The organism is Streptomyces sp. NBC_00876 (genome assembly GCF_045207435.1).
In the GTDB taxonomy this organism is placed as follows: domain Bacteria; phylum Actinomycetota; class Actinomycetes; order Streptomycetales; family Streptomycetaceae; genus Streptomyces.
This window is the reverse complement of sequence record NZ_CP108800.1, coordinates 2841641-2856638: the sequence shown is the minus strand read 5'-3', so window position 1 is coordinate 2856638 and position 14998 is coordinate 2841641. Positions and strand designations below refer to the sequence as shown.

At 72.2% G+C, this 14998-nt stretch carries 10 protein-coding genes; 6 read left to right on the top strand and 4 right to left on the bottom strand.

Features of this window, described 5'->3' with window-relative positions:
* Positions 1-216: 216 nt before the first annotated feature.
* Both OG782_RS12460 and OG782_RS12455 read right to left on the bottom strand, forming a co-directional pair.
* Entirely contained in the window at positions 217-555 is a 339-nt protein-coding gene (locus tag OG782_RS12460) for a hypothetical protein (RefSeq protein WP_406450284.1), read from the bottom strand.
* Positions 556-649: 94 nt separating this feature from the next.
* Positions 650-2092, bottom strand: coding sequence for a PucR family transcriptional regulator (locus tag OG782_RS12455; RefSeq protein WP_406450282.1), 1443 nt, complete (start codon positions 2090-2092; stop codon positions 650-652).
* A 250-nt stretch (positions 2093-2342) separates the two neighbouring features.
* On the opposite strand from OG782_RS12455, the gene speB reads away from it, so the two are divergent.
* From speB to OG782_RS12435, 4 genes are all read left to right on the top strand, one after another.
* Positions 2343-3311: an agmatinase gene (speB, locus tag OG782_RS12450; RefSeq protein ID WP_406450280.1), complete on the top strand. Its 969-nt coding sequence runs from the start codon at positions 2343-2345 to the stop codon at positions 3309-3311.
* A complete protein-coding gene (locus OG782_RS12445) occupies positions 3308-4993 on the top strand; it encodes a thiamine pyrophosphate-binding protein (protein WP_406450278.1) in 1686 nt (561 codons plus the stop codon). Before speB ends, OG782_RS12445 begins: the two co-directional genes overlap by 4 nt.
* A 240-nt stretch (positions 4994-5233) precedes the next feature.
* A complete protein-coding gene (locus OG782_RS12440; RefSeq protein WP_406450276.1) occupies positions 5234-6193 on the top strand; it encodes a serine hydrolase in 960 nt (319 codons plus the stop codon).
* Positions 6194-6471: 278 nt separating this feature from the next.
* Positions 6472-10212, top strand: a complete 3741-nt coding sequence (locus OG782_RS12435; protein ID WP_406450274.1) for an ABC transporter ATP-binding protein — start codon at positions 6472-6474, stop codon at positions 10210-10212.
* Positions 10213-10243: 31 nt separating this feature from the next.
* On the opposite strand, the gene OG782_RS12430 is transcribed toward OG782_RS12435, so the two are convergent.
* Positions 10244-10741, bottom strand: a complete 498-nt coding sequence (locus OG782_RS12430; protein ID WP_406450272.1) for a hypothetical protein — start codon at positions 10739-10741, stop codon at positions 10244-10246.
* A gap of 185 nt (positions 10742-10926) precedes the next feature.
* On the opposite strand from OG782_RS12430, the gene OG782_RS12425 reads away from it, so the two are divergent.
* Both OG782_RS12425 and OG782_RS12420 read left to right on the top strand, forming a co-directional pair.
* Positions 10927-11343 carry a hypothetical protein gene (locus tag OG782_RS12425; RefSeq protein ID WP_406450270.1) on the top strand — a complete coding sequence of 139 codons (417 nt, stop codon included), beginning with the start codon at positions 10927-10929 and terminating at the stop codon, positions 11341-11343.
* Between the two features lie 99 nt (positions 11344-11442).
* Entirely contained in the window at positions 11443-12921 is a 1479-nt protein-coding gene (locus OG782_RS12420; RefSeq protein ID WP_406450268.1) for a S28 family serine protease, read from the top strand.
* Positions 12922-13097: 176 nt separating this feature from the next.
* On the opposite strand, the gene OG782_RS12415 is transcribed toward OG782_RS12420, so the two are convergent.
* The gene (locus tag OG782_RS12415) at positions 13098-14948 is read right to left on the bottom strand and encodes a glycoside hydrolase family 3 protein (protein ID WP_406450266.1); all 1851 of its coding nucleotides are present in this window, start codon (positions 14946-14948) and stop codon (positions 13098-13100) included.
* Between the last annotated feature and the right edge of the window lie 50 nt (positions 14949-14998).

The following is a 14998-nucleotide window of genomic DNA, read 5'->3' as shown; positions in this document are numbered from 1 at the left end:
TTTCGGGCCAATTGGGCAAATGTGAACGCTGTGTTCTTCCGGAATCCGGCCGGACTCGGCCGAATCCCGTCGGCGGCGAATCCTGCGGCTACGGATGCGGCTACTGGTACGAGTGCGGATGCGGATGCGGATGCGGCTACGGGAACGGATACGGATACGGGCCACCGAAACGGCTCACGGCCACCGATACCGCTCCAACTACCGATACCGCTCCGGCTACGGCCGCTTCGCCGTGCCGGGCGCGGGTGTCGGCGAGACCGTGGCGGCCGCCGAGGGCGAGGATGAGGGCGATTGCGTGGGCTGCCCGTACTGCTGCGCCTGCCGCTGCTGCTTCTCCTGCTCGGCCTTCTGCTTGTCCAGGGTGTGCTGGAGGAAGGACCATCCGATACAACCCGCGCACAGCACCGCCGTGATGGCGATCCCCGCGAACACCTTCCCGAGCCGTTCGTCCGCCGTTCGCCGCGTGCGCTGGGTGCCGAACAGGAGCGCGTCCCGCATCCTGCGCCGGCGTACTCCTACCGATTCCAGCAGTTGGCTGTCGTAATCCCGTGCCATGCGATCCCCCTTTGCCACTGCAACATAGGCCATGGGTGGATGGGCATGACACATCAGGGTCGCCGGAAGGGGCCGGGCGCGGGCCCCTGTCCGTTCATCCCTGCCGGAGGGCGAGCCACAACTCCGTGCGTACGTCCATGTCGTCCAGATCTACCCCCAGCAACACCCCGCACCGCCCGATGCGCTGGCGGACGGTATTGCGGTGGACGGAGAGGGCCGCCGCCGTGCGGTCCCAGCTGCCGTGCAGGGAGAGCCAGCAGCGCAGGGTCTCCGCCAGCGGCTCGGTGAGCGGGGCGAGGAGGGCGCGGGCGTGCTCGGCCGCCGGGCCGGGCGGGAGCAGGGCGGCGAGTCCGGTCACCGGTGTGTCCACCGACAGCGGGGCGCGGGTCGCCTCCGCGTGGCCCAGTGCGCGGGCCGCCCGGGTCTCGGCGTCGGCGAGGGCGGTGACGGGGCCGGGGGCCGACGCGCCGAGCGTCCACCCCGGCTGGGGGGCCGCTTCCCGGCCGCCGGGGAGCAGCACCCGTACCGCATCGGCGCCGCGCCCCGCGTCGACCAGGGCCGAACCCAGGGCCGCCCCGAGCGCGCCCGCGGTGAGCGGGTCCACCTGAGTACCGTCGCCGCGGCGGGCGTGCACCACGGTCCACGGGCCCTCGCCGAGCAGGGGGGCCACCTCGTCGGGGGCGGCGCCCAGCAGCATCCGGACGAGCGCCGCCGAACGGTCCGCCCCGGCCGCGCCCTGGTGGGGGGCGGCGAGGAGGGAGAGCAGGACCACGGCGATGCCGGCCACCGTGTGGTCGCCCGCCTCCCGCCGCCGGGTCGCCAGCGCCAGGACCAGCCCGTCGCTGCCGCCCAGCGGGTAGGCGGAGAGATGGGTGTCCCCGAGCGCGTCCGTCGCCGATGCGGGGGAGCCCGGCCGCCGGCGCGCGACCACCCGGGCGAGCCGCCCGAGCGCCCCCGCCGCCTCCGGGTCCGGATCGCGGCCCGCCGCGTGCAGCTCCTCGCCGCCGGCCGTGAGCAGGACCGCCCGGCCGGCCAGCTGCACGGCCAGCTGGTGCAGCACCGCCGGTACCGGGTCCGGCCGGGCCGCGGCCGTCGCCAGGGCCTGCTGGGCCCGGGTCACCCGGCGCAGCTCACGGTGGCGCGCCGCGGCCATCAGCCCCCACACCGCCCGTGCGATCGCGGTGAACGGTGTCCCGGGCGGCACCTCGATCAGTGGCATCCCGTACCGCTCGCACGCCGCGACCAGCTCCGGCGGCACGGTGTCGTGCACCGGGCGCACCCCGAAACCGAGCGCCGCGGCCCCCGCCTCCACCAGCCGCGCGACGTACCGGTCCGGGTCCGTGAGCAGCACCCCGGCGCTCAGCAGCAGCTCACCGCCGAGGAGGTACGGGTAGGGGTCGGCCATCTCCGAGGTGTGCACCCACAGCAGGTCGGCCGCGGCCGGCCCGGCGATCAGGCGCAGCCCCAGCTCCTCCCGTGCCAGCAGCTCGGTCATGGGGACGGGCGGGGTCGGCGGTCCCGCAAGGGTCTCAGGCATGGATGGTTCATCCGTTCGGCGCGGCAAGAATGGATGAAACGTACACTTCAGCGCCGCTCTCCGGCCACCTAGCCTCTTCAGCGCACCCGGACGCGGCCGCGTGGTGCGGTCGTACACGCTGATGCTCGCGGTCACCTCCACCACCGCGTACGCCACCAGCTGCGACGTCCTCCTCGGCAGGGACCGGGCCCTCGAGTCCGCATCCCGCACACTTGAGCAACGCACGGAACAGAGAAAGGCACCCCACACCATGAGCAGCAACGAAACGCCGCGCGGCCCCATCGACTCCTCCCGCGTTCCGCGGTACGCCGGGCCCGCGACGTTCGCCCGGCTGCCCCGCCTCGACGAGGTCGGCACGACGGACGTCGCCGTCGTCGGTGTGCCCTTCGACACGGGTGTCTCCTACCGGCCCGGCGCCCGCTTCGGCGGCAACGCGATCCGGGAGGCCTCACGGCTGCTGCGCCCGTACAACCCCGCGCAGGACGCCTCGCCGTTCGCCCTCGCGCAGGTCGCCGACGCCGGTGACATCGCGGCCAACCCCTTCAACATCAACGAGGCCGTCGAGACGATCGAGGCCGCGGCCGACGACCTCCTCGGAACCGGCGCCCGCCTGATGACCCTCGGCGGCGACCACACCATCGCGCTGCCGCTGCTGCGCTCCGTCGCCAAGAAGCACGGCCCCGTCGCGCTCCTCCACTTCGACGCCCACCTCGACACGTGGGACACCTACTTCGGCGCCGAGTACACCCACGGCACCCCGTTCCGCCGGGCCGTCGAGGAGGGCATCCTCGACACCTCCGCGCTCTCCCACGTCGGTACCCGCGGCCCGCTGTACGGCAAGCAGGACCTGACCGACGACGCCAAGATGGGCTTCGGCATCGTCACCTCCGCCGACGTCATGCGGCGCGGCGTCGACGAGATCGCCGACCAGCTGCGCCAGCGCATCGGTGACCGGCCGCTCTACATCTCCATCGACATCGACGTCCTGGACCCGGCGCACGCCCCCGGCACCGGCACCCCCGAGGCCGGCGGCCTCACCTCCCGCGAGCTGCTGGAGATCGTGCGCGGCCTGTCCTCCTGCAACCTGGTCTCCGCCGACCTGGTCGAGGTCGCCCCCGCGTACGACCACGCGGAGATCACCTCCGTCGCCGCCTCGCACACCGCGTACGAGCTGACGACGATCATGACCCGCCAGATCGCGGAGGCCCGGCAGAAGTGAGCCACGACCACCACGACGAGCGGCCCGGGCTCACCCCCGAGCAGATCGCCGCCGCACTGAACCCGCCGCCCGGGCGCAACGGCGGCGACCTCGTCGTCGAGACCCTCCAGGGCCTGGGCGCGACCACCGTATTCGGGCTGCCCGGACAGCACGCGCTGGGCATGTTCGACGCGCTGCGCCGCTCGCCCCTCAGCTACATCGGCCTGCGCGTCGAGAACAACGCGGGCTTCGCCGCCGACGCCTACGGGCGCATCACAGGCGAGGTCGCCCCGCTGCTCCTGTCCACCGGACCGGGGGCGCTCACCTCGCTCGCCGCGCTCCAGGAGGCGGCCTCGGCGTCCGCCCCCGTACTGGCGATCTCCAGCCAGATCCCGACCGCCGGCCTGGGCGGCGGCCGCCACGGCTACCTGCACGAACTGCGCGACCAGAAGGCGTCGTTCCGCGACGTCGTGAAGTCCGTCCACACGGTCCGTACGGCCTCACAGATCCCGTCGGCGATCGCCGCCGCCTGGGAGTCCGCGCTGACGGCCCCGCACGGCCCGGTCTGGATCGAGATCCCGCAGGACGTACTCACCGCCGAGACGACCCTGCCCGTCGTCACGGCGATGGACGCCACCCCGCGCGAACTGCACGCCCGCCCCGAGCTCGTCGCCGTGGCGGCCCACCTGCTGTCGGAAGCGGAGCGTCCGGCGATCATCGCGGGCGGCGGAGTCGTACGCTCCGACGCCTCCGGCAAGCTGCGCGCCCTCGCGGAGCGGATCGACGCCCCGGTCGTCACCACCTACGGCGGCAAGGGCGCCTTCCCGTGGGAGCACCCGCTCTCGCTCCAGTCCTGGCTGGAGGACCGCCACACGACCGACTTCCTGGAGGACGCGGACGTCCTGCTGGTCGTCGGCTCGGGTCTGGGTGAACTCTCCTCGAACTACTACACGTTCAGCCCGCGCGGCCGGGTCGTGCAGATCGAGGCCGACGCCGGGAAGCTGGAGTCCAACCACCCGGCGCTCGGCATCCACGCGGATGCCCGCGACGCGCTGGCCGACCTCCTGGAAGCGGTCACGCCCCGCGAGGACCCGACCGCCGCCGGGCGCGTGGCCACCGTGCTCGGCCGGGTACGGGAGCGGATCGCCGCCCAGGAACTCACCCTGGAACAGCACCTCGTCGCCCAGATCCGGGCAGCCCTGCCCGACACGTCCCCCAGCTTCTGGGACATGACGATCCTCGCCTACTGGGCCTGGTCCGCCTTCGACGCCCGCCACCCGAACACCATGCACTCGGCCCAGGGCGCGGGCGGCCTCGGCTACGGCTTCCCGGCGGCCATCGGCGCGGCGGCCGCCGACCGTACGAAGCCCGTCCTCGCGGTCTCCGGCGACGGCGGCGCGATGTACTCCATCGCCGAACTCGCCACGGCCCGCCAGTACGACCTCCCCGTCACCTGGCTGATCATCGACGACGGGGGCTACGGCATCCTGCGCGAGTACATGACCGATGCCTTCGGCGAGACCACCGGGACGGAACTCTCCCGGCCGGACTTCGTCGCCCTCGCCGAGTCCTTCGGCGTACCGGCCGTCCGTACGAGCCCCGGGACGCTCGCCGACGACCTGGCCAAGTCCCTTGCCGAGCCCGGCCCTTCGGTCCTCGTACTCCCGGCCCTGCTGAGGATGTTCGAGCCGACGCACCTGTAGGAATACGCCGCCGCCACGCACTCGGGCCGTCATGACCTCGAGTGCGCGGCGGTGCGGCCGTCCGCGGGGTCGCGACTGAACCCCGGACCTGGCTCCGGTCCCGGTACCGTCCCCGTTATGTTCCGGTTCGGTCGCGGCTCCTGGCGCGTACAACTTTCGGGCCGTCCGCGAGTCATCTCTGTGGGGCGTGCCGGGGGGCGCGCCCGCGGAAATCACTCAAGGGGACGGGGACGCATCATCATGAAGACATCCCACATATCCCGGCGGGCCCGCGGCGCGTTCTGCGCCGCACTGGCCGCCGGGATGATCGCGCCGGTGGCGCTCGGTGCGGCGCCCGCCTCGGCCGCGACGCCGACGGCGAGCTGCACCTCGGCCAAGGCCGGGCTGGCGGCCCAGCTGTCGAAGGACATCACCGCCGCGCTCAAGGGGCGCACGTCGACGACCGCGGTGGCGCTCTACGACCGGACCACCAAGACGACGTGCACGCTGCGGTCCACGTCGAAGTACGACTCCGCCAGCGTCGTGAAGGCGACCGTGCTGGCCACGCTGCTCTGGGACAACACCAAGCACAACCGCTACCTCACACAGCGCGAGATCGACCTCAGCACCGCGATGATCACCAAGTCCGACAACAACGCGACCACCAGCCTGTGGAAGCAGCTCGGCGTCACCAAGGTCAACGCGTTCCTCAAAGCGGCCGGAATGACACACACCGTGCCCGGCTCCGGCGGCTACTGGGGGCTGACCCAGATCACCGCGCAGGACGAGCAGCGCCTGCTGACACTGCTGACCGAGAAGAACTCCGTGCTCAGCGACAGCGCACGCGCCTATGAGCTCGGACTGATGCGCAAGGTCGTCTCCTCGCAGCGCTGGGGGACACCGGCCGGGGCCCCGGTCTCGGCCACCGTCCAGGTCAAGAACGGCTGGCTGCAGCGCGCCACCCACGGCTGGCGGGTGCACAGCATCGGCGCCTTCACGGGCAACGGACACGACTACGTCCTCACGGTGCTCACCCAGGACAACAAGACGATGAACGACGGCGTCAACACCATCCAGGCCGTCGCCCGGGCCGTGCACAAGGACCTGAACCCGCGCTACCTCAAGGCGAGGGTCTTCACCGTGCCCTCCGCCCCGCAGGAGGCGCTCCCGCCGGTGCCCGAGGCCCCGGCCGGCCGGATGCTCACCGCGAAGCCGCGGTAGCGCCGAAGGACGGGGACCCGGCCCACCGCCGGGCCCCGCTCCGCCGCTCAGCCACCGCTCGCCGCAGCGGACGTCCGGGCGCTGGGCCCGGCCTGGACGTCCGCCCCGGCCTCCCGATGGTCCTGGGGGACCGACGCCCCGGCCTCCGACAGGCCCAGGGCCTGCCCTTCGGGCGGGAGGACCTACGCCGAAGGTCCCGTATTTGTTGCGGCGGGATGAAATCCGCAGTCCACCGCGTTGGTGCCTTCCGGTAGAGCAGGTCGAACGGGAGGCACCGGGTGTCGGACGCAGGGGAGACGGGGAGCGGGCAGCAGCCGGCCGGCTGGGCGCGGAGACTGAGCGGATACGCCTGGCGCTACCGGCGCAATGTGCTGCTCGCGCTCGGTTCGTCGCTCGCCGGAATGGCGGTGATGGCCCTCGTCCCGCTGGTCACCAAGGTGATCATCGACGATGTGGTCGTCGGCCACACCAGGTCACTGGCCGTCTGGACCGGGCTGCTGATCGTGGCGGCCCTGCTCGTCTACGTCTCCACGTACATCCGCCGCTACTACGGCGGCCGGCTCGCCCTGGACGTCCAGCACGACCTGCGGACCGACATGTACGGGACGATCACCCGGCTCGACGGGAAGCGCCAGGACGAACTGTCCACCGGGCAGGTCGTCGGGCGTGCCACCAGCGACCTCCAGCTCATCCAGGGGCTGCTCTTCATGCTCCCGATGACCATCGGGAACGTGCTGCTCTTCCTGATCTCCCTGGTGATCATGGCGTGGCTGTCACCGCTGCTGACCCTCGTCGCCGTCGCCGTCGCCCCCGCGCTCTGGTACATCGCCCGCCGCTCCCGCACCCGGCTCTTCCCCGCCACCTGGTACGCCCAGTCGCAGGCCGCAGCCGTCGCCGGAGTCGTCGACGGGGCCGTCTCCGGTGTCCGCGTCGTCAAGGGGTTCGGGCAGGAGGAGCAGGAGACCGGCAAGCTGCGCGAGGTCGGGCGCAGGCTCTTCGCCGGCCGGCTGCGCACCGTCCGGCTGAACTCCCGGTACACCCCCGCCCTCCAGGCCGTCCCCGCACTCGGCCAGGTCGCGATGCTGGCCCTGGGCGGCTGGCTCGCCACCCGCGGCGAGATCACCCTCGGCACCTTCGTCGCGTTCTCCACCTACCTCGCCCAGCTCGTCGGCCCGGTCCGGATGCTCGCCATGGTCCTGACCGTGGGCCAGCAGGCCCGCGCCGGTGTGGAGCGCGTACTGGAGCTGATCGACACCGAGCCGACGATGCGGGACGGCACCAAGGAGCTCCCCGCCGACGCCCCGGCCGGAGTCGAGTTCGACGACGTGCGCTTCGGCTACGACGAGGACCGCCCCGTCCTCGACGGCTTCTCGCTGACCATCGAGCCCGGCGAGACCGTCGCCGTCGTCGGCGCGTCCGGCAGCGGCAAGTCCACCGTCTCGCTGCTGCTGCCCCGGTTCTACGACGTGGCACACGGCGCCGTCCTCGTGGGCGGGCACGACGTCCGCGAGCTCACCCTCGACTCGCTGCGGGCGGCCATCGGCCTCGTACCGGAGGACAGCTTCCTGTTCTCCGACACCATCCGCGCCAACATCGCCTACGGGCTCCCGGACGCCACCGACGAGCAGATAGAACAGGCGGCCCGCTCCGCCCGCGCCGACCGGTTCATCGCCGAGCTCCCCGACGGCTACGACACCAAGGTCGGCGAGCACGGGCTGACCCTCTCCGGCGGCCAGCGCCAGCGCGTCGCCCTCGCCCGCGCCATCCTCACCGACCCCCGGCTCCTCCTCCTCGACGACGCCACGTCCGCCGTGGACGTCCGCGTCGAGCACGAGATCCACGAGGCGCTCCGCCAGGTCATGGCCGGCCGGACGACGCTCCTGATCGCCCACCGCCGCTCCACCCTGGGCCTCGCCGACCGGATCGCCGTCCTGGACGACGGCCGCCTCGCCGACATCGGTACGCACGAGGAGCTGGAGCGCCGCTCCGCCCTCTACCGCCGCCTGCTCACCGACCCGGACGCGCTGGGCGGCACCTCGCCCGGCCACCTGCCGTCGGCCGCCGCCACGGACCGGGCGGACGAGCGCGCGTTCCAGGAGGAGATCGACGCCGAATTCGACGCCGAGCGCGGCATCACCCCGCAGCTGTGGGTCCGCAAGGAGGAGCCGGACGGCACCGGCGTGGCCGGCACACCCGCCACCCCCGAGCTCCTCGCACAGGTCGAGGCCCTGCCCCCGGCGACCGACACCCCGGACATCGACGAGGCCCGCGCCGTCCACGCCGAGGAGTCCTACGGGCTGCGCAGGCTGCTGCGCGGCTTCGGCCTTCCGCTGCTCGTGTGCCTGGGTCTGGTGGCCGTGGACGCCGGTGCGGGACTGCTGCTGCCGGTCCTGATCAGGACCGGCATCGACGACGGTGTCACCCAGCTGGCGCTCGGCGCGGTCTGGGCGGCCTCCGCCCTGGGCCTGGTCGTGGTTCTCGTGCAGTGGGCGGCGCAGGTCGGCGAGACCCGGATGACGGGCCGCACCGGCGAGCGGGTGCTCTACGCGCTGCGGCTGAAGATCTTCGCGCAGCTCCAGCGCCTCGGCCTGGACTACTACGAGCGCGAGCTGACCGGCCGGATCATGACCCGGATGACGACGGACGTGGACGCGCTGTCCACGTTCCTCCAGACCGGCCTGGTCACCGCCTTCGTCTCCGTCGTCACGTTCTTCGGCATCATGGTCGCGCTGCTGGTCCTCGATGTGGAGCTGGCCCTGGTCGTCTTCGCGACCCTGCCGGTGCTGGTCTTCGGTACGTACTTCTTCCGCCGCAAGAGCGTCCAGGCCTACGAGCTGGCCCGTGAGCGGATCAGCGTCGTCAACGCCGACCTCCAGGAGTCGGTCTCCGGCCTGCGGATCGTGCAGGCCTTCCGCCGTGAGCGCGACGGCGCCGACCGGTTCGCCGCCCGCAGCGACCACTACCGCGAGGCCCGTGTCCGCGGTCAGTGGCTGATCTCGGTCTACTTCCCGTTCGTCCAGCTGCTGTCGGCGGTGGCCGCCGCCGCCGTGCTGATCGTCGGCGCGGGCCGGGTCGACAACGGCACGCTCACCACGGGCGCGCTGGTCGCCTACCTGCTCTACATCGATCTGTTCTTCGCCCCCGTGCAGCAGCTCTCCCAGGTCTTCGACGGCTACCAGCAGGCCACGGTCTCCCTCGGCCGGATCCAGGAACTCCTCCAGGAGCCGGCGTCCACCGCCGACGGGGACGAACCGCTGGACGTGCTGTCGCTGCGCGGCGAGATCGCCTTCGAGGGCGTGTCCTTCGGTTACGGCGGCGAGGAGGCGGCGCTCACCGGCATCGACCTGCACATCCCGGCCGGCCAGACGGTCGCCTTCGTCGGTGAGACCGGCGCCGGCAAGTCCACCCTCGTCAAGCTCGTCGCCCGGTTCTACGACCCGACGGCCGGCCGGGTCACGGCGGACGGCACCGATCTGCGCAGCCTCGGCCTCACCGCGTACCGGCACCGGCTCGGAGTCGTACCGCAGGAGGCGTACCTCTTCGCCGGCACGGTGCGCGACGCCATCGCGTACGGGCGGCCGGAGGCCACCGACGCCGAGGTGGAGGCGGCGTCCCGGGCGGTCGGCGCGCACGACATGATCGCCACCCTGGACGGCGGCTACCTCCACGAGGTCGCCGAGCGGGGCCGCAACCTCTCGGCCGGACAGCGCCAGCTGATCGCGCTCGCCCGCGCCGAACTCGTCGACCCGGACATCCTGCTGCTCGACGAGGCCACCGCATCCCTCGACCTCGCCAGCGAGGCCCTGGTCAACCAGGCGACCGACCGGCTCGCGGGCCGGCGCACCACCCTGGTCGTCGCCCACCGTCTGACCACCGCGGCCCGCGCCGACCGGGTCGTGGTGATGGACCACGGCCGCGTCGTCGAGGACGGAACCCACGACGAACTCGTCGCCCGCGACGGCCACTACGCCGTCCTGTGGCGCACCTTCATAGGGGAGGACGAGCCCGCGGGCGTCTGAACCGGCAGCGCTCCGCGCGCCCGGCCGGTCCTCATTCGCGGATGCCGGAGATCTTCCCGGTCGCCAGATCCGACCGCACCTTCAGATACGTGTACGAGGGGTGGGCCGCCGACCCCCAGGTGAGCCGGACCGTCGACCAGGTGTGGCCGGCGCCGCTGTCACCGGCGGTGACGCGGAATCCGGCCGGGATGTTCTGGGCGCGCAGCACCCCGTCGGCGTGGTTGGCCGCCTCCCAGTCGCGCAGCTCCGCGCGCAGCGCGGGTGTCAGGTAGAAGCCCCGGAGCGCGGTGGAGAGGGCGCCGCCGCCCTCGGCGGCGACGGCGTCGAGGTACGCGCCGTAGAAGTGGGCGACCTGCTGGGCCTCGGATGCGGCGACCTCGTCGCGGACCGGCGCCGCTGCCGGAGCGCTCCGCGGCGCGGACGCGGCGGCCGGCACGGCGGCGACGGCGGTCAGGAGAGCGGAGACGAGCAGTGTGCGGCCGATGATGCGCCGGCCGCGGGGCTGCCGGGTGGTGCGAAGTCGGGTCATGGCGGTTCCTGCCTTTCCTGTGGCTCTGTCCTGTTGGACCCATCGTGTGCGGGTTCGGTTGCGCGGGATGCCGAGCGCGCCGGATGCAACCTCAAGATGGCCTACCGCGTCGTACGCATGTACGTGCATGGGGGCCCAGGTGTCGGGTAAGGGTGCGGGTGTTCGATGAAGCGATGGGGTCACGGGTGAGCAGAGGGACCGAAGGACATGCCGGGGGCATACGGCGAGAGGGTGCCTCCCGCCTGCTCGCCCTTGCTCTGACGACCGCCCTCGGGCTGGTCCTCGGCGGCGTGGGGGCGAGCAGTGCCGAGGCCGCCTCGGTCTGCGCCGGACGGCCCGCGAAGACGGTGAAGTTCGCGACGGGGGAGCTGCGCGTCTACAAGACCCGCGCCTACGCCTGCGCCACCGCGGTCGCCTACAAGCCCGGTAAGCGCCGCACGATGTCCGTACAGATCCAGCCGCGCGGGGGCAGGCCCGTCGCCGACCGGGGCAGCTTCACCCAGCAGGCGGGCCCGGTGACCGTCCATGCGCTGAACCGGTGCGTCCGGGCCTCGGGCGCGATCGCGGGAAAGACGGTCCGTACGGCCTGGATCCTGTGCTGACCGGGTGACTTCCCCGGCTCGTCCCGGCAACAGGGTCTGGTGGTGCAGGTGTTGCGCGGCTAGGTTCACGACGTCATTCGTGAATCAAGGGGAGGGTGTATGCGCAAGGCGCTCAGAGGGTTCCTGTCGCTGGCGGTGCTCATCGGCACCGTGAGTGCGACGGGTGCTTCGGCCGGGGCGGCCACCGCCGCGGAACCGGCCGCGGTCCGTACCGCGGTCAGCGACAGCGGTACGAGCACGGACATCAAGGACCGCATCCTGGCCATCCCGGGAATGAGTCTCATCGAGGAGAAGCCCTACGCGGGGTACCGCTACTTCGTCCTCAACTACACCCAGCCGGTCGACCACCGGAACCCGTCCAAGGGAACGTTCCAGCAGCGCATCACCCTGCTGCACAAGGACACCTCCCGCCCGACGGTCTTCTTCACCAGCGGCTACAACGTCTCCACCAGCCCCAGCCGCTCCGAGCCGACCCGGATCATCGACGGCAACCAGGTCTCCCTGGAGTACCGGTTCTTCACCCCGTCGCGTCCCTCGCCCGCCGACTGGTCCAAGCTCGACATCTGGCAGGCGGCCAGTGACCAGCACCGGGTCTTCACCGCGCTGAAGCGGATCTACTCCAAGAACTGGCTGACCACCGGCGGTTCCAAGGGCGGCATGACCGCCACGTACTTCGAGCGCTTCTACCCGAAGGACATGGACGGCGTCGTCGCGTACGTCGCGCCCAATGACGTGGTCAACAAGGAGGACTCGGCGTACGACCGGTTCTTCGCGAACGTGGGCACCAAGGAGTGCCGCGACAAGCTGGAGGGCGTGCAGCGCGAGGCGCTGGTCCGCCGGGAGCCGCTGGAGGCGAAGTACGCGCAGTACGCCGCCGACAAGGGCTACACCTTCACCACCGTCGGCACCCTCGACAAGGCCTACGAGGCCGTCGTCATGGACTACGTCTGGGCGTACTGGCAGTACAGCCTGCTCGCCGACTGCGACACCATCCCGGCCGACGCCGAGAACGCCACCGACCAGGAGATCTGGGACTCGATCGACTCGATCTCCGGCTTCTCCGCCTACGCGGACCAGGGCCTGGCGAACTACACGCCGTACTACTACCAGGCGGGCACCCAGCTCGGCTCGCCCGACATCGAGCAGCCCTGGCTCGGCGGTCTGAGCCGCTACGGCTACCAGCCGCCGCGCAACTTCGTACCGAGCTCCATCCCGATGACGTTCCAGCCCTCGGTGATGCGTGACGTCGACAGCTGGGTGAAGCACCACGCCAGCCGGATGCTGTACGTGTACGGGCAGAACGACCCGTGGGGCGCCGAGCGCTTCCGGCTCGGCAAGGGCGCCCGTGACAGCTACGTCTTCACCGTGCCCGGCGGCAACCACGGCTCGAACGTCGCGGGCCTGGCCCCGGCGGAGAACGCCACGGCCACCGCGGCCATCCTGCGGTGGGCGGGTGTCGCCCCGGCCGCCGTCCAGGCGGACCCGGCGAAGGCGAAGCCGCTCGCGAAGTTCGACGCGCGGCTCGACAAGAAGGACCTGACGACCGAGCACCGGCTCGGCGGCACCAGGCGCCCGTAACGGGAGCCCCGCGCCGGCGGCCGCCGTAAGGCGGTCCGCCGGCGCGGGACCGCTGCCCGCGCCCTTCCCGGCAAGCTGGGCCCCGCCGGGCACAGCTTGCCGGTCATGGCGCCAGGGCGATTCCCGAAGGCGGACACCGCCCGCCCGAAGGGCAGGCGGCGCCTTAAGGACCCGCCCTAGTACGTGAGGCCGTAGCCCACCGGGTGCAGCACCTGCGCGGGATCGTCCGCGCGCTGCACCGGCACCGGCAGGGTCCCCTCCGGTTCGGCCCGGCCCGCGATCACCCGGGCGGCCGCCCGCAGTTCGACATCGGTCCAGGAGTACGAGGCCAGGCTCGCCGCGTATCCGGTCCCGGCCAGCTGGGCGATGTCGTACGGATTGCGGATCGCGACCGTGATCACCGGGACGCCGGTCGCGGCCAGGGCGCTCACCAGGGTCCGCTGCGAACTGGTCGCCGAGACGTTGTACGTCCCCACGATCACCGCGTCCTTGCCCTGAGCCGCCGCGACCGCCGCGTCGATGGCCGCCTTGGTCGGGGCGGTACCGGTGGACAGGGCCGTCGCCGCGTACCCCAGGTCGTTGAACGCCCCGGCCAGGGTGGTGGTCGGCGGTCCCGTCGTGCCCGAGGGCGAGGCCGGGTCGGCCCCCACCACCAGCAGGTTCTTGTGCGAGCGGCGCGAGAGCGGCAGCAGCGAACCGGTGTTGGCGAGCAGCGTGGTGGTGTGCTCCGCGATCCGGTCGGCGGTGGCCAGGTGCTCCCGGGTGCCGACGGTGCGGTCCACGCCCCGGTGACTGACGAACGGGTCGTCGAACAGCCCCAGCTTCGTCTTCAGCCGCAGGATGCGCAGGATCGATTCGTCGAGCCGGGCCTCGCTGACCTCGCCGCTCTTGACGGCCGCCAGGAGGGCGTTCCAGGAGACCTCGATGCTGGGCGGGTTGAGCAACTGGTCGACGCCCGCCTGGAGGGCCAGTACCGGCACCCGCTCGTCGCCGTACTTCGTCCGTACACCCTCCATGCCGAGCGAGTCGGTGACCACGACGCCGTCGTAGCCGAGCTCCTCGCGCAGGATGCCGGTGAGGATGGGCTTGGACAGGGTCGCGGGGTCCTCGGCCGGGTCGAGCGCGGGCACCACGATGTGCGCCGTCATGATCGAGTCGATGCCCGCGGCGATCGCCGCCCGGAACGGCGGCTCGTCGAGCTCGGCCCACTGCTCGCGGGTGTGGGTGATGACCGGCAGGCCGGTGTGGCTGTCGGTGCTGGTGTCGCCGTGGCCCGGGAAGTGCTTGGCCGTGGAGGCGATCCCGGCGCTCTGGTACCCCTTCACCTGGGCGGCGACCATCCCGGCCACGGACTGCGGGTCCGAGCCGAACGACCGAACGCCGATCACCGGGTTGGCCGGGTTGACGTTGACGTCCGCGTCCGGGGCGTAGTTCTGGCAGATGCCGATCGCGGCCAGTTCGGCCCCGGCGATCTGCCCGGCCCGGCGGGCGTCGGAGCGCGAACCGCCCGCGCCCAGCGCCATCGCACCCGGCATCAGCGTGGCGGGCTCGCCGACGCGGCAGACGATGCCGTGCTCCTGGTCGGTGGAGATGAGGAGCGGCAGGGCGGTGGGACCCGCCAGACCGGCCCGCTGGATGCCGTTGGAGAGATCGGCGATCTGGTGCGGGTCGCGGGTGTTGTGCGCCCAGGCGAAGTAGATGATGCCGCCGACGTGGTACTTGGCGATCATCTCGGCCGCCGTGCGCACACCGATCTCGGCGAGGTTGGCGTCGATGTCGGCCTGGTCGGGGTCGGTGGCGGAGTGCCCGTAGACCCGCATGACGAACAGCTGGCCGACCTTCTCCTCCAGGCTCATCCGGGAGATGAGCCGCTTGAGCCGCTTGGTGGTGGCGGCGGAGGTGTGGCTGCTGCGGGCGGAGTTCTGGGCGGCGACGGCCCCCGGGGCGACTGCCATGCCCGCTGCCGCCGCGACCGCCGTGGCGGCGGTGGCGGTGAGGAGGGTGCGTCTGGAGGTGCGGTGGTGCACGTGAGCTCCTTCGGCCGTACTCGGTGAAGAGGGGGTGGTGAAAGAAACTT

Excerpts from the sequence above, each read along its gene's own strand:
- OG782_RS12460 (WP_406450284.1), bottom strand. The coding sequence starts at position 555 with ATGGCACGGGATTACGACAGCCAACTGCTGGAATCGGTAGGAGTACGC.
- OG782_RS12455 (WP_406450282.1), bottom strand. The coding sequence starts at position 2,092 with ATGCCTGAGACCCTTGCGGGACCGCCGACCCCGCCCGTCCCCATGACC.
- OG782_RS12420 (WP_406450268.1), top strand. The coding sequence starts at position 11,443 with ATGCGCAAGGCGCTCAGAGGGTTCCTGTCGCTGGCGGTGCTCATCGGC.
- speB (WP_406450280.1), top strand. The coding sequence starts at position 2,343 with ATGAGCAGCAACGAAACGCCGCGCGGCCCCATCGACTCCTCCCGCGTT.
- OG782_RS12430 (WP_406450272.1), bottom strand. The coding sequence starts at position 10,741 with ATGACCCGACTTCGCACCACCCGGCAGCCCCGCGGCCGGCGCATCATC.
- OG782_RS12440 (WP_406450276.1), top strand. The coding sequence starts at position 5,234 with ATGAAGACATCCCACATATCCCGGCGGGCCCGCGGCGCGTTCTGCGCC.